This window comes from Mucilaginibacter sp. NFR10 (assembly GCF_900100445.1).
Lineage (GTDB): Bacteria > Bacteroidota > Bacteroidia > Sphingobacteriales > Sphingobacteriaceae > Mucilaginibacter > Mucilaginibacter rubeus.
The window spans coordinates 127,111-151,592 of sequence record NZ_FMTV01000004.1 but is presented as its reverse complement, the minus strand read 5'-3'; the positions used below and the strand labels follow the sequence as shown (position 1 = coordinate 151,592).

The following is a 24,482-nucleotide window of genomic DNA, read 5'->3' as shown; positions in this document are numbered from 1 at the left end:
GTCGATTTTCTGCCTGAAATGGGAGGAATGGTAATTTAACTTTAGAAAAAAAGTATCCGGCTGTGCTAATGGAAGTTGATAAATGATTAGTTTCAGGCATTAATATCATATACTTACAATGAACAAAATCCTAATCCTGACATTACTGCTATTTAGCGTAACAAAAAGTTTCTCGCAAGATGCATTTACCGCCATCGAAAACAAAAATTACGATCAGCTTTCCGAATTATTGAAATCACCAAAGAATATAAACATAAGAGGTAAAAATGATATGACACCCTTGCTTAAAGCAGTAGGGCAAAACGATCTTAAAGCTGTAAAGATGTTGGTGGAAGCGGGAGCTGATTTAAGCTTTGTTCCAAAATCAAATTGGACACCCCTGATGGTGGCTTGCCAAAGCGGCAGTACCGAAATGGCCGCCTACCTGATTGAAAAAGGTGCAGATATTAATGCTAAAGACGAGCACAATTGGAACCCCATCATTATAGCATCAAGAAACGGACAGGCAACAACGGTTGCCTTGCTGTTAACCAAAGGAGTTGATGTAAATTGTAAAGCGGCAGATAAATCTACCCCGTTATTAATAGCCTCTTATAAGGGGCACTATGATGTGATAAAGTTACTGCTTGAAAAAGGTGCCGATCCAAACCCGGTAAATCGGGATAGCGAAACGGCTTTGTTTTTAGCTGCTAAACAGGGCCTGGCCGAAATAGTTAAATTATTGCTACAGCATCATGCCGATAAAACCTTTATTAATAAGGATGGGGTGAGTATTTGCGATGCTGCTAAAAGCAACGGTTACAAAGAAATCTGTGATTTGCTTTAGCGAGGCTTCGTCTGATTTGGTCGAACAAAAACTGGAGTCGCTTTTTAATGATATCGAGCTGTTATTGCAAGCTAAGTTGGCCGTTCCGGAAGCATTCTTTTCTGCCTCAATGATCCACTTGATGTTTGTGAAGATCCATCCTTTTGAAGATGGCAATGGACGTACTGCACGCCTGTTTGAAAAATGGTTCATATCCGAAAGCTCGGTCCTAAAGCCTGGTTCCTGCAAGCGGAAAAATATCACTATGACCATCAATAACATCAGGCTGCTGGGACTGGAATATGAGTTGCTGGATTATTCTGCGGCTCTGCCTTTTTTGCTGATGTTGCCTCAATCTCTTTAAATAGTTCAGTACCCATTATTCTGCACATTTGCACCCCGTAAAATGGTAAGTATGAATCCTAAGTTGTAGAATTAAAAATAAGAGTTGATTTATTCGAATAGTTTATTTCTTTATATTTGAAATAATCTAACCCTGTCACCCTGAATGAAAAACCTAACCTGTATAATTCTACTGCTCTTAGTAGCAACGGCAAATGCCCAGATAAAAAAGAAACCTGTTAAAGCTGTTGCTGAAAATAAGCCGCTAATTGTCTCAACTCCAAAAGCCACGGCTGTAATTAAAGGGAACGTCAAAAACTTTACTGATAAATATTGGGAGATGGCTGTAACCGGCGATTTAACTAACTACTCATTAACAATACCGGTTGATAAGGACGGCAATTTCAATACAGCTATAAATATTGACGGAGATACCGAAGATATCTATCTGTACCTCAATGATGATGCTATCACCGTTTGCGCCCAAAGGAACGATACCCTGGTACTTAGTTGGGATAATAAGGACTTTAAAAGCACATTCCGCATCACCTCTCCTTTCCAGCATACAAACGAGCGGTTGCAAACCATGATGCTGATGTATAATCTCTACCGTAAAGAGTCGATGGATTTGGGACAATCCTTATATGATAATAAACTCACCGATTCCGCAAAGTTTGAGAAGATCAATAAGTTATATAATAAAGTGATGATGACAGCTGCGGTGCATCTTGATCATCCCGAAAGTCAGAAGTTAATTACCGATGTTTATTATCAGTATGTTGGTTTTTTGAATAGTCATCACTTGTTATCTAAATATGAGTTGCATATAAACGACACCTCTGCTACAGGAAAAGCGCTCAATCAGCAATTTCCTGCCGGAGCATATCACGCCCAATCAGAGTTTTCTTTTAAAAACAGCAATAGCTACAAAGAATTTATTTTTAACTACGTCCGATTTTATAAGGGATTGAATAATACAACGATAATAGGATCGGATTGGGATAAGAAAATGACGCCTTTTGCTCCTGCGTGGGATGAATATTATCTGGGCCTGGCCAATCTTCATTTAATTGAGCTTCGTGATTGGTTTGTAACGAAAGCCATAGAGATGGATTTTGGTTACTATTCGTTTGACGATGCTGAGAACATCTACAAGGATTTTAAAACTAAGGTTAAAACGCCAAGATATGCAGATACTCTTGCGCAATTTTATGCAACTGTACGGCAATTAAAACCCGGTAATCTGGCGCCTGAATTTAGTTTGAAGAATGATAAGGGTGAGGTGGTGTCCTTGAAAAGCTCCCGGGGAAAAGTAGTGTATATCGATTTTTGGGGCGTAGGATGCGGCCCTTGCGTTTACGAAATAAAGAACACGACTGCAGCTTTGCATGAGCGGTATAAAGATAAGAATGTAGTGTTCCTCAACATCTGTGTTGATTCGGACGAGAAAGCGTGGAAAAGTAGTTTGGCCTCATTAAATGTAAGTGGTGTCAACCTCATTGCAGAGGGCTGGACAAGAAACCCGGTATGTCAAAAATATAACGTAACAGGTATCCCTCATTATATTACAATCGGAACCGATGGCAAGATTGTAAATAATAACAGCGAAAGGCCATCATCCGGGTATACACTTACAGCAGAGCTTGACAAGGCTTTGAAACAAGCGCATTAACGAGAAAGGTTATGATTGATAAAAATATAGGTCATTATTGATTGTAAGGTATGAAGCAATCCCCAGGGCAATTACAGGGTAGTTTGTTTGCATGGGCCGCTCTGCTAATAGGAGATTGCTTCGTACTTTGCAAAAATGGCGTTTACGTATCCTCCCCAAAAAAGGGTACAAAAAAGCCCGGATAAAAGCTTATCCGGGCTTTATAAATTTATAAAGTAGCGCCTATTTGTGCTGAATGCCTTCGGCCAAAACAGTTACTTTATTGTTCAATGCTTCAACAACACCACCTTTAATAAAAAACACTTCTTCTTTAGCTGCACCACCGCGTACGGTAAGTTTGCCATCGTGAAGGGTGGAAATAATAGGGGCGTGGTTGTTCAGTATTTCAAATAATCCCAAAGCACCAGGTAAGGTTACCGAGGAGGCCTCGCCTTCGTAAACTTTTTTATCGGGAGTAAGAATTTCTAATGTCATGCTTTTTGAGATTCAAGATTTAAGAATCAAGAGCCAGGCTTTTCCTGTTCTTGATTCTTGAGTCTTATTTTCTTGCTTCTTATTAAGAGTTAGCTTCAGCCAACAGCTTTTTGCCTTTTTCAATAGCATCTTCAATGCTGCCAACTAAGTTGAAAGCTGCTTCAGGGTACTCATCAACTTCACCGTCCATGATCATGTTGAAACCTTTGATGGTATCTTTGATGTCAACCAGTACACCTTTTAAGCCGGTGAACTGCTCAGCAACGTGGAATGGCTGTGACAAGAAACGCTGAACACGGCGTGCGCGTGATACAACTAGCTTATCTTCCTCAGAAAGCTCGTCCATACCTAAGATGGCGATGATATCCTGAAGCTCTTTGTAACGTTGTAAAGTTTCTTTAACACGTTGAGCTGTATTGTAGTGCTCATCACCTAAAACAGCTGGGCTAAGGATACGCGAGGTTGAATCCAATGGATCCACCGCAGGATAAATACCAAGCTCGGCAATTTTACGTGAAAGTACAGTAGTAGCATCTAAGTGGGCGAAGGTTGTAGCCGGCGCCGGGTCGGTCAAGTCATCCGCAGGTACGTAAACGGCCTGTACCGAAGTGATTGAACCGCGTTTGGTTGAAGTGATACGCTCCTGCATGGTACCCATCTCGGTTGCAAGTGTTGGCTGGTAACCTACTGCTGATGGCATACGACCTAATAGTGCTGATACTTCTGAACCTGCCTGTGTAAAGCGGAAGATGTTGTCGATAAAGAAAAGGATATCACGACCTTTACCATCTTCATCACCGTCACGGAAGTACTCGGCAATAGTTAAGCCTGAAAGGGCCACACGTGCACGTGCACCCGGCGGCTCGTTCATTTGACCGAATACGAACGTTGCTTTTGAATCTTTCATGGCTTCGGTATCAACTTTAGTTAAGTCCCAACCGCCTTCTTCCATTGAATGCATGAAAGCGTCGCCATATTTTATAATGCCTGATTCAAGCATCTCACGTAAAAGGTCATTACCTTCACGTGTACGCTCACCAACACCGGCAAATACAGATAAACCTGCATAAGCTTTTGCGATGTTGTTGATCAGTTCCTGGATTAATACAGTTTTACCTACACCGGCACCACCAAACAAACCAATTTTACCACCTTTTGCATAAGGCTCTAAAAGGTCGATAACTTTAATACCTGTAAAAAGTACTTCAGTTTCGGTAGATAGGTCTTCAAACCTTGGAGGGGTTGCGTGAATAGGGCGACCATTTACTTTGTCAAGATTCGGGATACCGTCGATAGCATCACCTACCACGTTAAATACACGACCTTTGATATTATCACCTACCGGCATTTTGATAGCAGCTTCGGTATCCAATACCTTCATACCGCGTAACAAGCCGTCGGTCGAGTCCATCGCGATAGCACGTACACGGTCTTCGCCTAAGTGCTGCTGAACCTCTAAAATAACTTTTTGGCCATTGTCTTTCGTGATCTCTAATGCGTCATAAATTTTAGGAAGATGAGCGTCATCAGCGAAACTTACGTCGACTACCGGACCAATGATCCTTGAAATTTTTCCAATGTTTGGCATATATAACCTGGTGTTTTTTAAAAAATGCTTTTACTGAACAGCAACATACATCATTTGTAACAGGAATGTATAAGATGCTATTTCAGAGGCGCAAAGTTAAGATTTCTATCCAATTATTTACATAGTGTTTTAAGATTTTTGGAGGATAATTTCAACATTGCTAATTGTTTGCTTTTATTGCACGAAAGTCAATACAATTTTGCCTGTATGAGTACTGCTTTCCATAAGCTTATGAGCTTCGGCGGCCTCGCCGGCATCAAAAGTTTTGTACACTATGGGCCTGATTTTTCCTGACGATAACAATGGCCATGTTTTTTGTTCAAGGTTTTGGGCGATGGCTGCTTTGAAAGCTGTGTCCCTACTGCGTAGCATCGAGCCGGTAATGATCAGTCTTTTTGCCATTACTTTGCCCAAATCAAGCTGTACTTCGCGGCCATTCATTGCGTTGATCATGACCAGCCGCCCCTCAACAGCCAGCGAATCAATATTGCCTGGCATATAGTTGCCGCCAATCATATCCAGGATCACATTAACGCCTGTACCATCGGTAAGCGAATTGATCGCGTCTTTAAAATCAGTCGTTTTATAGTTGATGGCTTTATCCGCGCCAAGCTGCTCACAGAAACTGCATTTTTCATCAGATCCGGCTGTTACATAAACGGAGCTGCCTAAAGCTTTGGCCATTTGAATAGCCGTAACACCAATGCCGCTCGATCCGCCATGTACCAGCAATGATTCGCCGGGTTGAAGGCTGCCTCGATCAAATACATTGCTCCAAACGGCGAAAAATGTTTCGGGGAGAGAAGCTGCTTCGGGAAAGCTTAAATTGGCAGGAACAGGCAGGCACTGGCCCTTGGGCGCTTTACAATATTCGGCATAACCGCCGCCGGTAACCAAAGCGCAAACTCTGTCACCGGGTTTCCAACGGGTAACTTTTTTACCGACTTCAGTAATGATACCGGCCACTTCCAGGCCGGGGATATCCGCCGGCGCACCTGCCGGCGGCGGATAATTGCCCTTGCGCTGAAAAATATCGGGACGGTTGATGCCCGCGGCCATTACTTTTATCAGCACTTCGTCGTTGGCAATAACCGGCTTAGGCCTTTCAGCAAGCTGCAAAACTTCGGGCCCGCCGGGTTGGGTGATCACTATTGCTTTCATAGATTGTGTAGTTGAAAGCTAAGTTAGCGCTAAAATGTTTGTCCGGAAAGTTTTCGTTCTTCGACGATACAAGCAGAAATGACACATGTATCCATTGCCCTCTTCCCGCCCCTCATACTTGCGCCAGTCGATATTTCTGACCTTTATCCTTTTACCTTTCGCCTTTAACCTAATAAAACAAAACTAATCCCCATCCCTCAAACTCTCAACCGGGTTGGCCGCCGCTGCCCTGAACGATTGCAGGCTGATGGTAGCAAAGGCAATAAGTACAGCCCCCGAGCCGGCCAATATCACCACCCACCATTGGATATTTTGGCGATAGGCAAAGCCCTGAAGCCATTTATTCATGGTGAGCCAGGCTAAAGGGGCGGCTATTGCAAATGATATGATTACCAGTTTAACAAAATCTTTCGACAACATGGTTACAATGGTGGTGATACTTGCGCCAAGCACTTTCCTAATGCCGATCTCCCGGTTGCGCTGCTCTGCGGCATAAGCCGCCAGACTGAACAAACCGAGACAGGCAATGATCACAGCGAGGGCTGTAAAAATTAAAAACAACTTGCCGGTGCGCTGTTCGGTACGATACGCGGCATCAAAATCCTGGTCCATAAATGAGTATGAAAAATGCTGGTTAGGAGCAAACTGGTTCCATATCTTTTGTACCTGCGTAATAAAGGCAGCCGTGTTTTTCGACTCCATTTTTATACTCAACGCCCCCTGGTCGTCATTAAAAAACATCACTACAGGTGTAATATTATCCCTTAATGAACTGAAGTTAAAATCTTTCACAACGCCAATAACATGATATTCTTTGATGGGTTGATTAGCTGAATTTGTTGCCCGGTATACCGTTTTATTAAGCGGGTCATTAGCAAAACCCAGCATCCTGGCAGCAGTTTCGTTAATAATAACGCCCAATGAATCGGTTGCATACTGGTGCGAAAAATTGCGGCCCTTTGCCAGTCCCATGCCCATAGTGGGCAGATAATCGTCATCAATAGGCCAAACTTCGGTAAACAGGGCGCTTTTAGGATTTACAGATCTGTTTCTGAATACTTCATCCGGTGCGCGGACAACTCCGGTAGGTAAAAAGCCGCTCAATGAAGCGTTTTTAACTACTGCAAGGTGTTTAATTTCCTGTTTAAACATTTTGGCATTCTCCATTACACCAACATCTTTTATTACCATAACCTGGTTACGGTTGAAACCTAAATTTTTGTGCCTGATATAGTTAAGCTGATTGTAGATGACCAGCGTGCCGATAATTAAAAATATGGAGATGGAGAACTGAAACACAACCAGGAAATTACGTAATCTGCCACCTTTAAAGCCTGTAGCCACCTTGCCTTTTAATACGTTAACAGGCTGAAATGCCGATAGGTAAAACGCCGGATAGGAGCCGGCAAGTAAACCTACCAATAAAATGATCAGGAGCATAATGGGTATAAACCATGAAAATACCTGCAATGTTACAGAAAGGTGTTTACCCGATACTTCATTAAATAAAGGCAATAAAACCCATGCCACCACCACCGATACTATTGCTGCGCAAAACGTTATGAGTAACGATTCGGAAAGAAATTGAACTATCAGGAACCCTCGTGATGAACCCAGGACTTTACGAACGCCAACTTCCCTGGCCCGGTTGGCCGAGCGGGCGGTAGACATGTTCATGAAATTAATGCAGGCTATTAACAGCACAAACAGCGCTATTGCCGAAAATATGTATACGTAACTTGCGCTGCTATTGGCACCAAGTTCGTACTGTCTGTTCGATTTTAAATGAATATCAGTTAGCGGCGAAATATTGAGGTGAAAATAGTTGCCGCTTTGTTCAAGCTGCGCATAGTTTTCGCCAAGCTGCTTTTTCATTAAAGCAGGTAATTTGGCTTCGAAAGCTTTGGGATCAGTACCGGCTTTTAGCAACACATAGGTTGTATAGCTAAAGTTATTCCAGTCGGCAAGTTTGGCATCGGCACGTTGTGCTATCGAGAAAAAGAAATCAAAATTAAAGTGCGATTGAGAGGGGATATCTTTCATTACCCCGGTTATTTTGTAATTGGTATTATCACTTAAATTTATCACCCTGCCCAATACATGAGTATCGTTAAAATATCGTTTCGCGGTACTTTCGGTAATTACCAGGGTATTTGGTTCGGTAAGCGCGGTTTTTGGGTCACCCGCTATCAGTGGCAGGGTGAACACGTCAAATAGCTCCGAATCGGCGTAAACAACCTTTTCTTCCTGAACATATTCGCCTTCTTTTTTAACGCGCACACCCTGGTCGTGGATAAGCCGGGCGCTCCGTTCAACTTCGGGATAATTGTTTTTTAGTGTTGCCGCCAATGGGGGAGGAGTAATGGCGTATGAAGCCACATTGCCGCCATATTTCATATCCATATTAATCCGGTATATGTGGTTGGCATTAAGGTTAAACCTGTCATAACTCAATTCATCAAATACATAAAAAACAATTAGCAGGCAGGTTGCAAGCCCAACTGCTAAACCCAGGATGTTAATAATGGTAAAAGCTTTGTTTTTTAACAGCCCGCGAAAGGCTATGCGGATAAAGTTTTTCAACATGACGGATTGGTTTACAGGTGATGTCAGGATAGCTAAGGTAGGTAACCAATTGTAAAACTGGTTGTTAAATAAAGTTAAAAAGCAGTGTTATATAACTGAACTGGTGGAAGCAATTAAATTGACATTATAATTATAGGTGTAATTAGCAAATGAAGCTTAATTATGATTTATTTGTACTACAAAACAAATATGTATGTCATTACAGATTGGCCAGCCGGCTCCTCAGTTCATTTTAATTTCATCGGCCTTAAAAAGCGTTTCATTAGCCGATTTTAAAGGCCGTAAAGTGGTTATTCACTTTTTTCCTTTAGCTTTTACAGGCGTTTGTACCACGCAGCTTTGCACCATGCGCGATAGCTTTGGATACTATGATGGTTTAAACGCTACTATATTAGGCATTTCTGTTGATTCGCCTTTTACTTTAGCTAAGTTTAAAGAAGAGAACAATTACCAGTTCGACCTGCTTTCTGATTTTAATAAAGAAGTATCAACGGTTTACGGTGCTATTTATGATCAGTTTGTGATGGGCTTAAAAGGTGTATCAAAACGCGCGGCCTTTGTAATTGACGAAGAGCAGAATATCATTTATGCGGAGGTGCTTGAAGATGCCGGTCAACTGCCAAATTTTGAGGCTATTGCCGAAATTGTAAAATAATTTGAATAAAAGTTTGCAGCGAAAGTTTAAAAATCTATCTTTGCATTCCATTTCGGAAAGCACTCGTAGCTCAATTGGATAGAGCATCTGACTACGGATCAGAAGGTTAGGGGTTCGACTCCCTTCGAGTGCACAACAAAGCACTGCAGTCCGGAATTTTTCCACCGCTGGTGCAAATTAACTGTAAGCCTTTCTGTTGTATTACCGAAAGGCTTTTAATTTATCAAGAGCATGCTAAATCTGGTTTTGTTTGGCCCTCCCGGAGCCGGGAAAGGTACTCAGTCGAAAAAACTTATTGAAAAATACGATTTGATCCATCTTTCAACCGGAGATTTGTTACGTGGCGAGATTACACAAGGTACAGCGTTGGGCTTAGAAGCTAAAAAACTGATGGATGAAGGGAAGCTTGTTCCGGATGCCGTGGTTATTGGCATGATCAGCAATAAGCTTGATGCTAATAAAGACGCCAAAGGTTTTATTTTTGATGGTTTCCCGCGTACAGTTGCTCAGGCAGAAGCTTTGGATGAGTTACTGGAATCAAAGCAATCGGCAATTTCGGGTATGATTGCCCTTGAAGTTGGCGATGATGAGTTGGAGCGTCGCTTGTTAGAGCGTGGTAAGGAATCTGGAAGACCAGATGATGCCAATCCCGAGGTGATCCGCAAGCGTATTAAAGAGTATAATGATAAAACTGCTCCTGTAGCTGGTTTTTATCAAAATCAAAATAAATTTAAAAGCATTAACGGCGTAGGTTCGGTGGATGAAATCTTCGATGCTATTGTTAATGTAATTGAAGAGTATAAAAAATAGTCGTTCGGAAGTCTTTAGTCCGGAAGTCAGTAAAGTCCGCAGGTTAGGAAGATTAAAATTCTTAACTTTCGGACTTTATTGACTTTCGGACTTTCCGGCTAAATCAAAAATTATGTCGCAGGGTTCAAATTTTGTTGATTATGTGAAGATCTGTTGCCGTTCAGGCCACGGAGGTGCTGGTTCTGCCCATTTGCATCGTGATATATTAACTTCAAAAGGCGGTCCCGATGGTGGCGACGGCGGCAGGGGAGGCCATGTTATTGTAAAAGGTAACGCCCAACTGTGGACAATGCTACACCTTAAATACCGTAAACATGTAATTGCTGGTGATGGCGATTCGGGCGGCAGCTCATTGCGTACGGGTAAAACCGGTCGCGACGAAATATTAGAAGTGCCCCTTGGTACAACCGTGAAAAATGCTGAAACCGGTGAGGTACTTTTTGAAATAACCAAAGATGGTGAAACCAAGATCCTTACTCCCGGTGGCCGCGGTGGTTTGGGTAACTGGCATTTTAAAACATCAACCCAACAAACCCCCCGCTTTGCCCAACCCGGCGAAGATGGCCGTGAGGACTGGAATATCCTCGAACTAAAAGTGCTGGCTGATGTTGGTTTGGTAGGTTTCCCTAACGCAGGTAAATCCACCCTGCTTTCGGTGGTATCGGCCGCCAAGCCCGAAATTGCCGATTACGCATTTACCACACTGGTACCTAACCTGGGTATTGTATCATACCGTGGCGGCCGTTCATTTGTAATGGCCGATATTCCGGGCATTATCGAAGGAGCATCACAGGGCAAAGGTTTAGGATTTAGGTTTTTGAGACATATTGAACGCAATTCAGTATTGCTGTTTATGGTGCCTGCCGATACATCGCGCAGTATAAAAGAAGAATACAGCATCCTGCTGCATGAGCTGGAAGAATATAATCCCGAACTGATGCACAAGCCTCGTGTGTTAGCCATAACCAAAACCGACATGCTCGACGATGAGCTGCAGGCAGAAATGAAAAAGGAGATCCCTGATGGGATCCCCTCTATATTTATATCATCTGTGGCACAGAAAAATATCGATCAGCTAAAAGACCTGCTTTGGAAAGAGATCAACGCCAGCGTTATTTAGCCTCCCACAAAATGTAGTCATTACTAAGCATCGTCATTTTAAAGCCGGTATAGCCAGGAAAACATTTGCGCATGATAGTTGACTTTGGACCGATGTAATCGGCGGGCAAAACTATGTACAGTGGTCCGGCGTGCCCATTATATACGTAGTCATCGTAATCGATAGCCACTTCAGCGCCAATGGTTTCAACGGTTATGGTGCGGTTGCGTTCAATTTCCAGGCTCAGATCAGGGCTGTTAAATACAAAAATGGCGTTGTTGTTTTGCTTATCCAGGTTGCGGATATAGTTTAGCGATGGCTGATCGATAAATAACTGTGCTATCCCCGAATATCCCCTTGCGCCGATATTTTTATTTTGAAAGTAGCTTGGCACAAAGTATTTGTAGCTGGAGTAAGCTATTACAAAACATATAAAATAAAACAGGTATTTATAACCAGTTTGCAATCTGCTTACCAGGTAAATGATGCCGGGTGCAGCAATGAGCCCGATGAGTCTCAAATGCCTTGCTTCATATGAAATATTGGCTTGTCTCAAAAATGATTGTCCGAAAAACAACACCGATACCACATAAAAAACCACCAGTAGCAGCGCATAATTTTTGTGAGGCGCCTTTTTTACAATAAACCAAATTAATAAAATGCTTAATACTGCACAGATCAGCACGATGATCACCCCCCAAAAGTAAGTAAACATGGGAGGGTCATCATGAAACAAAAGGCCGTTTGTAAGGTCATCTACCGAAAAAGCGGTTAATATTGGCGAGGCCAAAGGAAAGCCAAAAGTTTCCCAAACCAGCTTTATGCCCCCGGTTATCGATGAGGGGTTAGCACCTTTTGAAAGATAAAAATGATAGATCATAAATAAGGATAATACCGCAGGGACTCCTATCCTTATGCCATTTTTTATCCAGCGAATGATGTCTTTTGTTCCCATTGAAAACCTAAGCCATAAAAAAAGGCAAGTGGCAGCATACATCCATAAAAATGACGATTTGCAAATGAAGCCTAATATTCCACCTATAAAGAGGAATACGGCCAGTTTCCAGTTAGTTTTTTCAATGGCTATGCACCCGTATAAAAACCAGCCGGTGTAACCAAAAAGTAGTACTTCGCCTCCGTTATAAAATACATAGGGCGTAAAAAAGGATAACTGAATTACGATGAACAGTACGCTTAAAGCCGAGATCATTGGCGTAAAGCCCGCTTTTTTAAAGAAGTAATAAAAGCCGAAAATGCCCGATAACGAAAATAGCAGGGTTACTATTGAAGAAGCGCGACCGGTGTTGACGCTGAAAATAAGTTTAAAGAAATAGGGCACCAGGTATTGCCCCGGCGACCACCAGGCGAGGAATTCTGACGCGTTTTTGCTGATATCGTTCTGATCGGGTTTAACCATGACATTAAATGCCGAACCCAGTTCCATTGAGCGCATTACCTGGAAGCCCTTGCTGGGGTCGGGGTAAATGGCGGCTGGGGCTATGATCAGCATAATGCCCATAATGAAAACAATCCCGTTAATAACCAATAAAATGATTTGGTGGGTTTGTAGTTTCTGTTTCAGCATATAATTATTTTAAGCAGATGATGTTTAAGTTTTAACTGATTTCCCGTTCCCTGATCTTTACCGCCGGGTTGCCCTGATAGATGCCGTACGCGTCCATGTTTTTTGTAGCGATAGAACCGCTGGTCAATACCGCGTGCGATGCTACCGTCACGCCCGGATTTACCATAGCCCCGGCGCAGATCCACACGCCGTCTTCCAAAATTATGCCTTTGGTTATCAAATCAAAGGATGTTTTTTGGTAATTGTGGCTGCCCGTTAACAGCACAGCCCCCTGCGACAGGCAAACATGCGCGCCGATATGGATGGGCACTAAACTATCTATCCATACATTTTCACCTATCCAGCTTTCATCGCCGATATGCAGATTCCATGGATATTTGATGTTTACACAGGGCTTAACAGTTACATTTTTACCGATCCTGGCACTAAATAGCTTCAGTAAAAATACTTTGAACGCGCTTGAGGGTATAATGCTTGTTTTAAAGAATATGGCATTACAGTAGTACCACAAAATGCGTTTTAAAACATTGCCGCCCGGATGATAAGGATAATTATTATAAGTTGAAAGGTCAGTTCTGAACATCAGCGCCGGTAAGCTTATCATTACGTTTAATCCAAATATACAGGCTAAACGCTATAATAATGTAAAGAAGTATATTAAAAATGGTATGGTGATCAACTATCCGGTTTGCCTTTTTCGACCAGAAGATGGCCAGTAAAACAAAACGAATCACGTTTAAAAATTCGATAACAAAGATCCCAGAAAACAGGAACACCAATTTTGAGTGCAACGGAGATGGATAGGCCAGTACAAAGGCGGAAAAAAAGCTGATCAATCCTAAACCCAGGCAGCTGTAAACTATGGCCAGTGTCCCTTTACCTGCAACCAGTAACTCGGAATTGTTATCAATAGCTGCATAGCCCAACCACTTTAATATCATTACACTGCAATCTAATAAAACCTGCCTCAAAGCTGCAATATAGTTCAGATGTTCGGCTAAGAAAGCGTTATAATTCCCGCCGGGATTAGTAATACCGAAAAAGAAAATGTTAAAGCTATAAAATATGGCAAACAGCAATATAAACAACATCATGAACCGTATTGCCGGGTTATTTAAAAAAGCAGGTTGTTTCATTGTTTTTTGCTCTCCTTTCGTAACTCATAAATTTTGGCATCAATCAAAAACCTGAACCAAAAACCTTGTAAAAAATGAAATACCAGTCCGGTTTTTCCATCTAAAAACCCCAATTTTATAAAGTATCTTATGGTAAAGTAAATTACAGGCCTTACGAATAAAGGAAACGACTCATATCGTTTTTTCATATACCGGCGGCGCTCCATCGGGTTACCAAATAACCGTGGATGTACCAGCTTACCATTATCGTCAATAACCGGGACGTTTTGCTGCTCAACAAGGTATTGCGCCTCCAGCGTTGCCCAATGATTATGCCGGGCAATGAAACTTGTAAGCGAATCGGTTATTACATCGATGATATCAGTTTTAAGTACCTGCGTTTTACCGGTAACTTTAAAATGCTGATCATACAATTTTTCTTCGCAATGCCCGAAGCCGCGCCTGAACAGGTTGGCGTGGTATGTTGGATAGTGGCCGCCATGTTTGATCCATTTGCCCATAAATAGAGTACGCCTGCTGATCAGGAAGCCATTTGTTTCAGCATCTATGGACTTGGAGAAAATATCGTTAAGCTGGGCGGCAAGCTCTGGTGTTACCCGGTGATCAGCATCCAGGTTAAGTATCCAGGTACCTGTTAAAGGCAGGTTATTCAAAGCCCAGTTACGCTGGGTTGCATAATTTTCAAACGGATGGCTGAAGACGTTTTGCGTGTACCTTTGGCAAATAGCCAGTGTGGTATCCGTTGAACCTGAATCAACAATATAGATATTGGCTTTTAGCACCGTCGCGCTTTGCAGGCAGTCGCCAATGTTCTTTTCCTCGTTAAAAGTTAAGATAATAATATCCAGGCTCTCGCTCACTTGAGTTTGGCTTTAATGATCATGCTCATCCAAAAATAGGGAAACCTGCCACAGCCCCTGAATGCAGTTACCTCAAACCCATGTTCGTTGAGGATTTGTGTCAGCGTTTTAACCGACCAAAATTTGATATGCCCGCCCTGCCACAAAGGGCTGATATGATTATCCCATTTATTTAAAATACTCAAAAACAGGTTTTTTAAATAGCCATGATAAGGTGTTGAGATGATGAGCTCACCTTTTGATTCGCCTAAAACATCCCGGCAAAGGCGTATAAACGCGTAGGGGTCGTACAAGTGCTCAATAACCTCAGTTGATATAATGGTATTAAACTGCATACCTCTTAATGGCTGCGGTAACCCTTCAACCGAAAGATCATGAACGAAAAACCTGCCGGGATTTATTTTATCTGCAATAGCAATGCCTGGTTTGGATGCATCGATACCATAAGCGTTAAATCCCCTTGCCAATAAATAATTTACCAGGTGACCGTTGCCGCAGCCAAGGTCGAGAATGCTGGTGTTGTTATCCTCATTTAATAACGACATAAGTGGTTTCTCGAGCTCCTTAAATACATGGCAGGGGCTTGCATCGGGATAATCGTAATCTTTATAAGCGCTCATGCGGTGGTTATTGTGGATCCATATTTTTATATTTTTTCATTAAGGCAGCTCTTTCAAAATCATATCGATCGTTTGCGTAATTCAAATCTCTTTTAAAATTTTAGAATTTAACAATGCCTTATGAATGAGCAGCATGCTGATATAGCTCCAGAAGATGGTATTGAACAAGAATTCAAAACTGATGCCGCGCCACATGATCTGAAACAGGCCCGAAAATATAAGTGCTGTGCCTAATATATATCCCCCAAAAAGTTTTTCGGCTTTAACGGCTATTAGTTGTGCAAGGGCGCCGTAAGCGAAAAGGAAAATAAAGATCCCCCAATCACCTCCTGAAAGATACGCATCAACGATGTAGGCAGGTTTGGCTGATACGGAAGAGTTACGGTTAACCACCCCGGCATCATAAACGCGCTGCATGATCATGGCTTCGGTAATTGGTTTAGAGGGCCAGAAAATCCGCGGCACCAACGCAATAGCCGATTGTTTAACAATATCCAATCCATAAAAATCCACATTTTTAGGTGTCGACTGCACAAAACGGGTAAACATATCGATTTCACTTAAGCGATATACTAAAAAATCCCAGTTAGTTTCGTCAACATCGCTGTTATCGCTATTTAGCGCTGCGTCAAGAGCCAGTTGTGAGGCTTCTCCGCTATCGGCATCTCCATTCCATGCATTGGCCCGGAAAATATGGTTATATGTTGGTAAAACCGTAAATAATAAAACAATGATAGGGACAAAGGCGATGGTTACTAATTTTTTATAGGTAGGATACAGGAAGATCCCTAAAACCAGTACGCTGATAATAATAGGTTCTTTAAACCCCGATGTAAGCGCCTGGTAAAAATTAAAGGCATATAGTAAAAGGCAGATGAGCGTATTGGCCCCTTTTTTTAGTGGTATGGCAAAGGCCAGCGCCAATGTACCGGCAATAAAGCTCAATGAGCTAAACTGGTAATAAAATTGGGAAAGGCCTGGTATCTTAAGAAATAACAGCGAAAGCGGAAAACTGATAATTGCCGACATCATGAGCAGATTTGCCAGCCTTTCGGTTTCGATATAGTATTTTTTAGTTACGGGATAGTTCATGAAAATAAGTATACCCATCACAAATGAAGCATGCCCAAGGCAGTAATAACGCTGGCATTGGGCAATTAAGCCCAGGGCATCTTTATCATTTAACGTATGAATAAATACATGCTTGAAATTTTCATAGCCGAGGGTATTCATAAAATAAAAGATGGATGTGCTGCACATGTACCCCGCAAAAATTATCTGGATGATAAATAAGGGCCTCATCAACTGTTCGGCCATGGGGCGGTCGTTGGGGATTGGACGTACCCAGCCGGTAAGTGTTATGATGAATATAAAAAATGAGCCACCCCATGCAATAAAATAGGATAACACACTATCACTTTTACACGCCAGTGCCAGCAGCCATGGTATAAACAACACAATATATCGTTCTATCGATTTGCTTTGCTGCATTTATTAATTATTTTATTGATAAAATGCCTTTTAGCCATTAGTCCGAAGTAATAAGTTATAAGTAAAAAAGGTCAGAAACCAAACTTGTGAGTTAAGATTTAATACTATTGACTTAACACCAATTGTTCTATCGCTTCAACCTGTTTGACAAAGCTCCAACCTTCAATAATTTCCCTGGACTGTTGCCCCATCGTAAATAAAGCGGTTTTATCATAGAGTAGCAATGTTTTTAGCTTGCTTTTTAGATCAATCCCGTCGGTCGCGTTAAAGATCAGTCCGTTTTCATAATCCTTGACCAAATCGGTGCCCGCGCCTACTTTGTTTGATATCAATATGGCCTTGCCACAGGCCATAGCCTCGTTTATGGCCAGCCCCCAGGTTTCACCGGGCCCTTTTGAAGGGAGGCAAAAAATGTCACATGCCTGATAAACCACTGGCATATAACGCTGGTTTTGGAAATTAATAAAGTGGATGTTTTTATGCCAGCTTGCTTTATTTTTCAGTTCTATCTCCAAAATACCATTTCCTGCAAATAGCAGATGGGTGCCCGGCTGTGTTATGTCAATAAATGCTTCAAGCAGCGACAGCGGGTTTTTCTTATGCTCAAACTTGCCTGCAAAAAGCAGGAGTTTTTCATCATCAGCTATTCCTAACTGTTTGCGAAGGGTAAGGGCTTCATTGGTCCTGTCTTCGGCAAAGCGATCATTATCTACAGTATGCGGTGCAAAAAATAACTGCGTCTCTTTTAAACCGCATTTTTTAAAATAAGCCTTATTGTTTGACCCGGCATATAGTGCATAATCAATATGGCGGTAAATCCGCTTTAAAAACTGGCTTCGCAATACGGATTTGATACCGCCTTTATCATCAAGTAAAGTTGAATCGCCCCGGAAAATAACAGGTACCCTACCTTTAAAATATTTGAGGATTTTGAGATGGCTTTTGTAAAACCAGCCGTACACCATAATAACATCGGGCTGCCAGTTATTTATTTGACTGATAAGGTCAGGATTATCAATCCCTTTTGAATGGTGCGAGCCGGGATCGGCCGAAATGTTTTTTACCCACTCATAAGGATAACCCTCAAGGAGCGGAAGGTTCCAAGTGATAGTTTTACCAAAGCCTGGATCAAATTTTTGCAAACCGCCTTCGCCCCAGGTATAAAATACCATGACGTTTATTTTTTGCCTTTCATACAGGAGCTTAAATACCGGTGTATAATACTGTATGGGGTGAGTGATAACTATGGCCAAATTTTTCATTCAGATAGTCTCGCCCATTATATTAAAACTTTTTGCATTTTGAAGGCGATGGTTTATCAATTCAATGTCTCTGCAGTAAATAGTATTGTATGCACCAAAGGTATCTAACCCGGTTAAAACGCGTTTAAAAGGATCATAGGCAACAGCCCTAAAACCTTTTGACAGTAACAACTTGTGAATATCCTGATCGCTAAAACCGTACCTGCCGCCGCTACCGTTAAGCTCAATGATGATGGCCTTCAGCAGGGGCGAATCAAGGGTAGATCCCATGCCTTTAAGCACTTCGGTCTCAAACCCTTCCACGTCTATCTTGATAAGAGTGGGTTTGTATGTTTCCAATAATGAATCAATAGTGATTATAGGTACGATAATAGTGTTTTTGCCTTTCTCATATTTAGTAATAACATGGTTCCCGGTATCTTCATCAGCCGAAAATCTGATCTCGCCCGCTGTTGCGCCGGCGCCGGCATTAATGAGCTTTACTTCGTCCTGCAAATAATTAAGCTCGATATTGCTGTTTAAAATATCAAAAGTTGCTTTAACAGGTTCAAGTGTAACACTATTAGCTTTGGCTATGCCGGAAGCCAACAGCGTATATGAACCTACATTCGCGCCAATGTCAAAAAAGATATCGTCAGGCTTTAAAAAATGAAGCAGAAAGGCCATATCATTAAATTCATGTAACCCCGTGTATATATTACCGGTAATACCGCTCAGCCCCTTGGTTGCATAAAACTTAACATCACCAACAAAAGGTTTTATAATGAACTTCGACCTTGAAAGCCTTGACTGTACCTGCCACCAGGCAAACCGCCATAAGGCTTTTGCCGGATGTTTTTTTCCCAAAGGATGTTTTAAAATAAAGCCGACAGTTCGTTTAATGGCGTTCATAAATAATTCTATCAAATAACCGGCACTGCGCCAGTGTCATTTCATGTGCCGAATATTTTTCGATGGCTTCAGCATTATATTCAACAGTCTGGAAATTACCCTTAATTAATTGCTCAAAAAATATAAATAGGTTTTCGGAGGTAACGTCATCATAGTTGTAAACATGTTCTACACCATACTGCTGCATAATAGGTATAGCAGAGCTTGCGGCATTAAATACGGCCAAAACAGGCCTTTTTGTGAGCAGGTATGGAAATATTTTTGAAGCTGTGTATTTAGGATCATCTGACCCAGGGATAAAAAGCGCGTCGGCCTGCTGCAGTGTGAGCAAAGCTTGATAGTAGCTGATACGGTCGGTAATTTCAACAATACGTTCTTCCACATTATATTGTTTTGCCAGGGGAAGTATAGTGGTTATCCCCTGTCCGGCAGGGGCATAACTGGTACCTATGAAGTAGAGTTTGATTTTTTCAAACTGCTCTTTATTGGTATTCAAACCGGTCCTTAATGCATCGAACACCGGGCTAATGGCCTTGTGAAGATCCTTCCCGCCGCGGCCGATATATACCACATTGATAAAGCCATCGTCAAGCAACCCTGCAAAAAGCTTTTGGTTAGTTTTAGCTATTTGCAGGTCGGGTTCAAATGCTCCGAAGGTTATAATAGCGGCAGGAAGCTTTTGAATTACCGGATAACGTAATTTGAGCTCATCAATGTTACCGGCAGATACACTGATAAGCCCGGACGCATTTTTTATGGCGATGGGCTCCAGGTATTTATTTAAATGGTAAACGAACCAATATTTTGGCGGCCGCTCGCTTTTAGGTTTGTTGATATAATAATCGGAATGCCAGGGATCCTGCATATCAATGACGTAGGGAACCCCAAATCGCTTTTTCCAGTATGCACCCAACGTACAAACCGGGAACTGTGTGGTTGAGAAATAAATAAGATCAAATTTGTTGTCCTTCAGCAGGCGGTTAACCGTTTTGCAGTAATGCCATAACGAGCGGATGGCAATACTGCCCAAACCAACTTTTGAAGTGAGTGCCTTGCGGAATGCTTTCACTTTGTGAACTTTAATCTCCGGAGGGAGACTTTGCAACAACAATTCGTCTTTTGCCAGGTCGGCATACTGGTCATCGATGGTTACCACTTCGGCATCCCAGCCGCAGGCTGCAAAATAAGGGAGGCTCATCCTCACACGCTGCATATCCGCGGCATTTACCGGCGGGAAGTATGGCGAAATAATGAGCAGCTTTTTATTCAAGTGTTATACTTTTTGAACAAGGTTTAAAAAGGTACGGCTTTCGGTTTCCCAGTTTAATGTTGTTTGGCCAAGCTGGTAGTTTTGTAAACGGGTTTGGTATAAAATATCCGGGTTTTGAAGGTAAAAGCTGATACAATCCGTTAGTGATTGCAGGTTGCTTTTTTGGTACAGTTTTCCGGTATCCGGATATTGCTCCATAAATAAGGCTTGCGCCTGCGTATCGCTCACTATCATTGCCAGTCCACATTGTATGTAGGTAAAAACTTTATTGGTAAGGCAGATATCCCTGTTTAAAGGAATGCCTGTTTCGGTGGCTATGCCAATATCAAACTGGCTCGCGAAATCGAAAATCTCGCCTGCACCAATGGGCTCATGAAACCAAAGCTGATCATCACTTAATTTAAATTCTTTGGCAAGGTTCAACAATGCAGATCTGTAAGTTTCATTGCTGCTGCCTAACAAGTGTAACTGAACATGGCCGTTGGTAGCAGCTATCGCTTTAATTACATCTTCCAATCCTCGTTCGGGGCCTACCGTTTGCGAAAACCAAAACAGTTTTAATGGTTCGTGAGCTTTATAATTAGGGCTGATTTGCGGCGCTGTTTTAGGAAACACGTTGTTTATTACAACAGGTTTTAAATAGCGGTATTCGCGTTGATAAAATTCTGCAATGAGCGGGCTGGCGGCAGTAAAATAATCAACATGGGGAAAGTATTTTTCTTCAATGTATTTATTGAGCTTGTAACCTTCATTGTGAGTTGATGCAAACTGTCCCGAATGCAAATCTTCCGCATCGTAACCAACTTTTACGTTGTAATGTTTTGCTGCCTGTATGGCTGTGGGCAAGGCGCCGAGGTTATGGGCGATATAAAGATCTGTTTTTATTTTTTTAGCTATAGACAACGCTTCGGTATGTGTGCGGCTGATAGCGTTTTCAGGTATATCGAAATGCCGGGTATATTTAAACAGCAGCGTACTTAACTTTTGGCGAATACGGGTTTTAAGGTAAGTTGCTTTTTGTATCACCGGATCGCCTCCGCAATAAATGTACATACCGGGATATTTGCCTGTTAAAGCTTCATCGGTTTTTTGGGCCCATTGCTGGTAAAAACAGCAGATCACTTTAACATTATAACCAAGCTTGTGCAAAGTTTCGGCTTCCTTCACGAGGCGAGGGTTAGTAGTTGGCTGGCCGGTAGTTATAAAAGTAACGTTTTTCAATCTTTACGCGTTGCCAGCTGGTATAATTCCTCGTATTGTTTGGCCAGTACACCGGCACTAAATTTTTGTTCCGCTACCTTCCGGCAGTTGGCCCTGCTGATTGAGTCAATGCTGTTAATCGCCGTTATCATGTCGGCTTCTGTGGCGCATACAAAGCCATTTGACCCGTTAATGACTATCTCCGGTATTGCGCCGCGATTAAAACCGATAACGGGTGTACCACAGGCCAGTGCTTCGGCCATTACAATACCAAAGGGCTCATCCCAGGTTACCGGCATCAGGAAAGCTTTTGAGTTACGAAGCAAGTCATTTTTCTGAAGGTTATTGACCGGGCCTATGTACTTGATCTGCTCGCCATCAATATAGGGTTTTACCTGTTCATTAAAATATTGCTGGTGTATTGGCTCATTGGGTACATTGCCTGCTATTACCAGTTTTTGATTTGTTTTTTTTGCCGTGTGTATAGCAATAGCTGTCCCTTTTTCATGCTGGATCCGGCCTAAAAAAGCGAGGGGGGCATCATTGGGAACACCTGCATTAAAATCGTAGTCGTTTAAATCCACCCCGTTATAAATAGTAGTTACATCAGCAAACGCATTGATTTGATTGGCTATGTAATTGCTGCAAGCGGTAAATTTCAATGTGTTTTTATGAGCAATACTTACTGCCTTTTTTACCTGCGATACGGTAGGGGGCAACTGATAGGATACGATTTTTGGGATTCGGCTTAACATTAGCAACGCAATATTGCTCATGCGACCGAAGGTATGTACAATATCAAAATGCTGAAAAGCAATTTTTGATGTAAGCCGGTTAATTTTCACCAGATCTTTAACGCCATAATTTGCCGATTCATGGTAGCTAATGAGTTTACAGCCCGGCTGCGAATGTTCATTGGCATACAGGGTAATATCGTGGCCTTTTTTTTTAAGTTCCTGGATCAGCATAAAAGCAATGCGTTCGATGCCGCCGTATTGCTCGGGAGGCACCGGGATCAGCGGGTTTACTATAATGGCTATTTTCAATTTTGTGCGTGTTGCTCAGCTTCCCGGTATCTTAACCCGGTTTGTCTGAGGAGGAACTGGTAAGTGTCCGAGTGCAATGCAATGTATTGTTTGATGTAATTTAATTGACGGCCGTTGCCAAGTAGCCATTTTCCAAACAGCAGCCAGTCGGCAATGGTAAAGTATTTGTATATTCGATTGTCCTTCAGGATAAAGATATTGGCAAGGAAAAATGTAGCCGTAGGGACTGGTCTTTGCAGCCGGTGGTATGCAAGACTTTCCTTCATGGTTTTCGTTTTGTCTGGAGATGCCGTAATGAAGCTTGCCAACAGCATGACCTGTGTAGCTATCCAGCTATACCGATCGTTATCGCGCGCCGTAGCCAGAGTAACAGCAAAATTGGCTAATGGTTTACCATGAAGGTAAATCGGATGCTCAAAAGAACGCTCCCTGATCAGTTCGACTGCATTAAATAGTATAGACTGCGGCACTAAGTATGCTGATGCATGCTCCCCGCGGTACAACATAGCTCCGTTCGAGTGTAAAGCACTTATGGCCTGCCTGTGTTGTGGCCACCAAAAGTATTGAGATTGCCCGTCAGGCCAGATAGTTTTATGTGTATTTGTCCAAAGGTTACCCGGTTCTTCATGCCAAAGTACCATGTTGCACCATGAAACTTTTATGTTAGCATCGTTATCCATAACCGCCGTCATCTCTTTCAAAAAGTCGGGCTCCCACCAGTTGTCGTCTTCCAGGATACTGACGTATGGCTCATCGCAACCGGCAAAAGCGAGGTTAAAGCTAGCGACAGCTCCAAGGTTCTTAGCGTGGTTTTTCATGATAAACCGATGGTCATTTAATGACGAAATAAACGCCGCAGGGAAAGGATCCTCGGGGCAATCATTGTGTACTTCGCAGACCCAACCGGTAACAGTTTGGTTAAGCAGGCTTTTTACAGCGCGCGTCAACAGGTGGTTCCTTTTATAAGTAAATAAGTAAATGCGGCAACGCGTCATTATTGGGGTGCGTCTGATAGCAGCAATTTTAATTTTTTCACGATTTTCCAGCCGATAATTTTTTGAAGTAAGCGGGTGTAACCGCCTGCCGGAAATGTTGAAGTTGTGCCGCCAAGGTCTTTTATCTTGTGTTCCGCCCCTTTAATAAGTGTTTTATGGAAGGGGTAAAAAGAGTATATAAAGTTTTGAAAACAGGAAGCGCATGCCTTTTTAACGCGGGTGCTGGGTTCAAAAGCCAGCATGTGTGAAGTACCCATATTGATGGAATCATAGGCGGATTGGGCGCCTTTTGTCGATTTTAATGACGACAAGGAGCTTTGCAGCCCGCTTCTATAATAGAGCAGCGAATTTTCGGCGAAACGAATTTCGCTGGCATTGAGCAATACCCTGATGATAAATTCAAAATCATTGATCAGGCTCAGGCGCTCATCCCACAATCCTGATTTTTCAAGCACAGCTCTCGGAATTAACCACAGAGCGCATTGCATCATGGCCTGTTTGCCATCCATGGACGATACCAGCCAGTCAATGGGTTTACAATCCTCCCTGATGAGGTCTTCATTTACTTTAAAGGAACTAATATCATCGTGATAAAAACGGCCCCAGGCGGCTGAGGCTACTACATCATCGTTATCTCCAATCCGTTTAACCTGTTCGGCAATATAACCGGGCGAGATAATATCATCGGCATCCATAAATTTAATAAGCCGGCCGCTTGAAAGACCAAAGGCCTTGTTTGCTGCAACGCACTGCCCGCTGTTTTCCTGCTGATGAACGCTGATGCGTGGATCGGTAAACTGATCAAGTACAGCGGCTGTATCATCAGTAGAGCCATCGTTAACAATGATCAGCTCCCAGTTGGTATACGATTGGTTGAGCACCGAACCAACGGCTTCTGCAATATATTTGCCTGCATTATAGGCGGGCATGCAAA

General features: G+C 42.4%; 23 protein-coding genes and 1 tRNA gene. 7 read left to right on the top strand and 17 right to left on the bottom strand.

The genetic code is table 11. The features are described 5' to 3' along the window. Positions 1–118 precede the first annotated feature (118 nt). From BLP33_RS15020 to BLP33_RS15010, 3 genes are all read left to right on the top strand, one after another. Positions 119–826, top strand: a complete 708-nt coding sequence (locus BLP33_RS15020; RefSeq protein ID WP_090530078.1) for an ankyrin repeat domain-containing protein — start codon at positions 119–121, stop codon at positions 824–826. Then, positions 780–1,169 (top strand): Fic family protein, encoded by a 390-nt coding sequence (locus BLP33_RS15015; protein WP_229701751.1) that lies wholly within the window; start codon positions 780–782, stop codon positions 1,167–1,169. Before BLP33_RS15020 ends, BLP33_RS15015 begins: the two co-directional genes overlap by 47 nt. Positions 1,170–1,313: 144 nt before the next feature. Further along, positions 1,314–2,819 (top strand): TlpA family protein disulfide reductase, encoded by a 1,506-nt coding sequence (locus BLP33_RS15010; protein ID WP_090530075.1) that lies wholly within the window; start codon positions 1,314–1,316, stop codon positions 2,817–2,819. Between the two features lie 222 nt (positions 2,820–3,041). Here the strand turns inward: BLP33_RS15010 and atpC are convergent, their stop codons facing one another. The 4 genes from atpC to BLP33_RS14990 all read right to left on the bottom strand — a co-directional run bounded on the left by atpC (position 3,042) and on the right by BLP33_RS14990 (position 8,628). Then, complete coding sequence (gene atpC / locus BLP33_RS15005) at positions 3,042–3,293, bottom strand: ATP synthase F1 subunit epsilon (RefSeq protein WP_090530072.1); 252 nt, start codon at positions 3,291–3,293, stop codon at positions 3,042–3,044. Between the two features lie 82 nt (positions 3,294–3,375). Continuing rightward, the gene (gene atpD, locus BLP33_RS15000; protein WP_090530069.1) at positions 3,376–4,881 is read right to left on the bottom strand and encodes a F0F1 ATP synthase subunit beta; all 1,506 of its coding nucleotides are present in this window, start codon (positions 4,879–4,881) and stop codon (positions 3,376–3,378) included. A gap of 174 nt (positions 4,882–5,055) precedes the next feature. Continuing rightward, a complete protein-coding gene (locus tag BLP33_RS14995) occupies positions 5,056–6,042 on the bottom strand; it encodes an NAD(P)H-quinone oxidoreductase (protein ID WP_090530066.1) in 987 nt (328 codons plus the stop codon). Between the two features lie 183 nt (positions 6,043–6,225). Next, positions 6,226–8,628: an ABC transporter permease gene (locus BLP33_RS14990; protein WP_090530062.1), complete on the bottom strand. Its 2,403-nt coding sequence runs from the start codon at positions 8,626–8,628 to the stop codon at positions 6,226–6,228. Positions 8,629–8,821: 193 nt separating this feature from the next. Here BLP33_RS14990 and BLP33_RS14985 point away from each other — a divergent pair, with 193 nt between their 5' ends. The 4 genes from BLP33_RS14985 to obgE all read left to right on the top strand — a co-directional run bounded on the left by BLP33_RS14985 (position 8,822) and on the right by obgE (position 11,213). Then, positions 8,822–9,283 (top strand): redoxin domain-containing protein, encoded by a 462-nt coding sequence (locus BLP33_RS14985; RefSeq protein WP_090530060.1) that lies wholly within the window; start codon positions 8,822–8,824, stop codon positions 9,281–9,283. A 59-nt stretch (positions 9,284–9,342) separates the two neighbouring features. After that, a tRNA-Arg gene (locus BLP33_RS14980) sits at positions 9,343–9,416 on the top strand. A gap of 98 nt (positions 9,417–9,514) precedes the next feature. Next, positions 9,515–10,093: an adenylate kinase gene (locus tag BLP33_RS14975; RefSeq protein ID WP_090530057.1), complete on the top strand. Its 579-nt coding sequence runs from the start codon at positions 9,515–9,517 to the stop codon at positions 10,091–10,093. A 112-nt stretch (positions 10,094–10,205) separates the two neighbouring features. Then, on the top strand, positions 10,206–11,213 hold the full coding sequence (gene obgE, locus BLP33_RS14970; protein WP_090530054.1) for a GTPase ObgE: 1,008 nt from the start codon (positions 10,206–10,208) through the stop codon (positions 11,211–11,213). On the opposite strand, the gene BLP33_RS14965 is transcribed toward obgE, so the two are convergent. The 13 genes from BLP33_RS14965 to BLP33_RS14905 form a co-directional block, all read right to left on the bottom strand. Continuing rightward, positions 11,206–12,777 carry a hypothetical protein gene (locus BLP33_RS14965; protein WP_090530051.1) on the bottom strand — a complete coding sequence of 524 codons (1,572 nt, stop codon included), beginning with the start codon at positions 12,775–12,777 and terminating at the stop codon, positions 11,206–11,208. The two genes, obgE and BLP33_RS14965, sit on opposite strands and share 8 nt — an antisense overlap. 31 nt (positions 12,778–12,808) lie before the next feature. Beyond that, positions 12,809–13,381 (bottom strand): putative colanic acid biosynthesis acetyltransferase, encoded by a 573-nt coding sequence (locus tag BLP33_RS14960; RefSeq protein WP_229701750.1) that lies wholly within the window; start codon positions 13,379–13,381, stop codon positions 12,809–12,811. Next, positions 13,347–13,913, bottom strand: a complete 567-nt coding sequence (gene xrtY, locus BLP33_RS14955; protein WP_090530045.1) for an exosortase Y — start codon at positions 13,911–13,913, stop codon at positions 13,347–13,349. The genes BLP33_RS14960 and xrtY overlap by 35 nt, the downstream gene beginning before the upstream one ends. Beyond that, positions 13,910–14,773, bottom strand: coding sequence for a glycosyltransferase family 2 protein (locus BLP33_RS14950; RefSeq protein ID WP_090530042.1), 864 nt, complete (start codon positions 14,771–14,773; stop codon positions 13,910–13,912). Before BLP33_RS14950 ends, xrtY begins: the two co-directional genes overlap by 4 nt. Further along, positions 14,770–15,393 (bottom strand): class I SAM-dependent methyltransferase, encoded by a 624-nt coding sequence (locus BLP33_RS14945; RefSeq protein ID WP_090530039.1) that lies wholly within the window; start codon positions 15,391–15,393, stop codon positions 14,770–14,772. Before BLP33_RS14945 ends, BLP33_RS14950 begins: the two co-directional genes overlap by 4 nt. 81 nt (positions 15,394–15,474) lie before the next feature. Beyond that, on the bottom strand, positions 15,475–16,884 hold the full coding sequence (locus BLP33_RS14940; RefSeq protein ID WP_090530036.1) for an exosortase Y-associated Wzy-like protein: 1,410 nt from the start codon (positions 16,882–16,884) through the stop codon (positions 15,475–15,477). Positions 16,885–16,988: 104 nt separating this feature from the next. Continuing rightward, the gene (locus BLP33_RS14935; protein ID WP_090530033.1) at positions 16,989–18,146 is read right to left on the bottom strand and encodes a glycosyltransferase family 4 protein; all 1,158 of its coding nucleotides are present in this window, start codon (positions 18,144–18,146) and stop codon (positions 16,989–16,991) included. After that, positions 18,147–19,037: an FkbM family methyltransferase gene (locus BLP33_RS14930; RefSeq protein ID WP_090530030.1), complete on the bottom strand. Its 891-nt coding sequence runs from the start codon at positions 19,035–19,037 to the stop codon at positions 18,147–18,149. Continuing rightward, positions 19,024–20,307 (bottom strand): glycosyltransferase, encoded by a 1,284-nt coding sequence (locus BLP33_RS14925; protein ID WP_254780152.1) that lies wholly within the window; start codon positions 20,305–20,307, stop codon positions 19,024–19,026. The genes BLP33_RS14930 and BLP33_RS14925 overlap by 14 nt, the downstream gene beginning before the upstream one ends. A 3-nt stretch (positions 20,308–20,310) precedes the next feature. Further along, the gene (locus BLP33_RS14920; protein WP_090530027.1) at positions 20,311–21,528 is read right to left on the bottom strand and encodes a glycosyltransferase family protein; all 1,218 of its coding nucleotides are present in this window, start codon (positions 21,526–21,528) and stop codon (positions 20,311–20,313) included. Then, complete coding sequence (locus BLP33_RS14915; RefSeq protein ID WP_090530024.1) at positions 21,525–22,553, bottom strand: glycosyltransferase family 4 protein; 1,029 nt, start codon at positions 22,551–22,553, stop codon at positions 21,525–21,527. Before BLP33_RS14915 ends, BLP33_RS14920 begins: the two co-directional genes overlap by 4 nt. Further along, positions 22,550–23,548 (bottom strand): glycosyltransferase, encoded by a 999-nt coding sequence (locus BLP33_RS14910; RefSeq protein ID WP_090530021.1) that lies wholly within the window; start codon positions 23,546–23,548, stop codon positions 22,550–22,552. Before BLP33_RS14910 ends, BLP33_RS14915 begins: the two co-directional genes overlap by 4 nt. Next, on the bottom strand, positions 23,548–24,477 hold the full coding sequence (locus BLP33_RS14905; RefSeq protein ID WP_090530017.1) for a glycosyltransferase family 2 protein: 930 nt from the start codon (positions 24,475–24,477) through the stop codon (positions 23,548–23,550). Before BLP33_RS14905 ends, BLP33_RS14910 begins: the two co-directional genes overlap by 1 nt. Between the last annotated feature and the right edge of the window lie 5 nt (positions 24,478–24,482).

Excerpts from the sequence above, each read along its gene's own strand:
- BLP33_RS15020 (WP_090530078.1), top strand. The coding sequence starts at position 119 with ATGAACAAAATCCTAATCCTGACATTACTGCTATTTAGCGTAACAAAA.
- BLP33_RS15015 (WP_229701751.1), top strand. The coding sequence starts at position 780 with ATGCTGCTAAAAGCAACGGTTACAAAGAAATCTGTGATTTGCTTTAGC.
- BLP33_RS15010 (WP_090530075.1), top strand. The coding sequence starts at position 1,314 with ATGAAAAACCTAACCTGTATAATTCTACTGCTCTTAGTAGCAACGGCA.
- atpC (WP_090530072.1), bottom strand. The coding sequence starts at position 3,293 with ATGACATTAGAAATTCTTACTCCCGATAAAAAAGTTTACGAAGGCGAG.
- atpD (WP_090530069.1), bottom strand. The coding sequence starts at position 4,881 with ATGCCAAACATTGGAAAAATTTCAAGGATCATTGGTCCGGTAGTCGAC.
- BLP33_RS14995 (WP_090530066.1), bottom strand. The coding sequence starts at position 6,042 with ATGAAAGCAATAGTGATCACCCAACCCGGCGGGCCCGAAGTTTTGCAG.
- BLP33_RS14990 (WP_090530062.1), bottom strand. The coding sequence starts at position 8,628 with ATGTTGAAAAACTTTATCCGCATAGCCTTTCGCGGGCTGTTAAAAAAC.
- BLP33_RS14985 (WP_090530060.1), top strand. The coding sequence starts at position 8,822 with ATGTCATTACAGATTGGCCAGCCGGCTCCTCAGTTCATTTTAATTTCA.
- BLP33_RS14975 (WP_090530057.1), top strand. The coding sequence starts at position 9,515 with ATGCTAAATCTGGTTTTGTTTGGCCCTCCCGGAGCCGGGAAAGGTACT.
- obgE (WP_090530054.1), top strand. The coding sequence starts at position 10,206 with ATGTCGCAGGGTTCAAATTTTGTTGATTATGTGAAGATCTGTTGCCGT.
- BLP33_RS14965 (WP_090530051.1), bottom strand. The coding sequence starts at position 12,777 with ATGCTGAAACAGAAACTACAAACCCACCAAATCATTTTATTGGTTATT.
- BLP33_RS14960 (WP_229701750.1), bottom strand. The coding sequence starts at position 13,381 with ATGATAAGCTTACCGGCGCTGATGTTCAGAACTGACCTTTCAACTTAT.
- xrtY (WP_090530045.1), bottom strand. The coding sequence starts at position 13,913 with ATGAAACAACCTGCTTTTTTAAATAACCCGGCAATACGGTTCATGATG.
- BLP33_RS14945 (WP_090530039.1), bottom strand. The coding sequence starts at position 15,393 with ATGAGCGCTTATAAAGATTACGATTATCCCGATGCAAGCCCCTGCCAT.
- BLP33_RS14940 (WP_090530036.1), bottom strand. The coding sequence starts at position 16,884 with ATGCAGCAAAGCAAATCGATAGAACGATATATTGTGTTGTTTATACCA.
- BLP33_RS14935 (WP_090530033.1), bottom strand. The coding sequence starts at position 18,146 with ATGAAAAATTTGGCCATAGTTATCACTCACCCCATACAGTATTATACA.
- BLP33_RS14930 (WP_090530030.1), bottom strand. The coding sequence starts at position 19,037 with ATGAACGCCATTAAACGAACTGTCGGCTTTATTTTAAAACATCCTTTG.
- BLP33_RS14910 (WP_090530021.1), bottom strand. The coding sequence starts at position 23,548 with ATGACGCGTTGCCGCATTTACTTATTTACTTATAAAAGGAACCACCTG.
- BLP33_RS14905 (WP_090530017.1), bottom strand. The coding sequence starts at position 24,477 with ATGCCCGCCTATAATGCAGGCAAATATATTGCAGAAGCCGTTGGTTCG.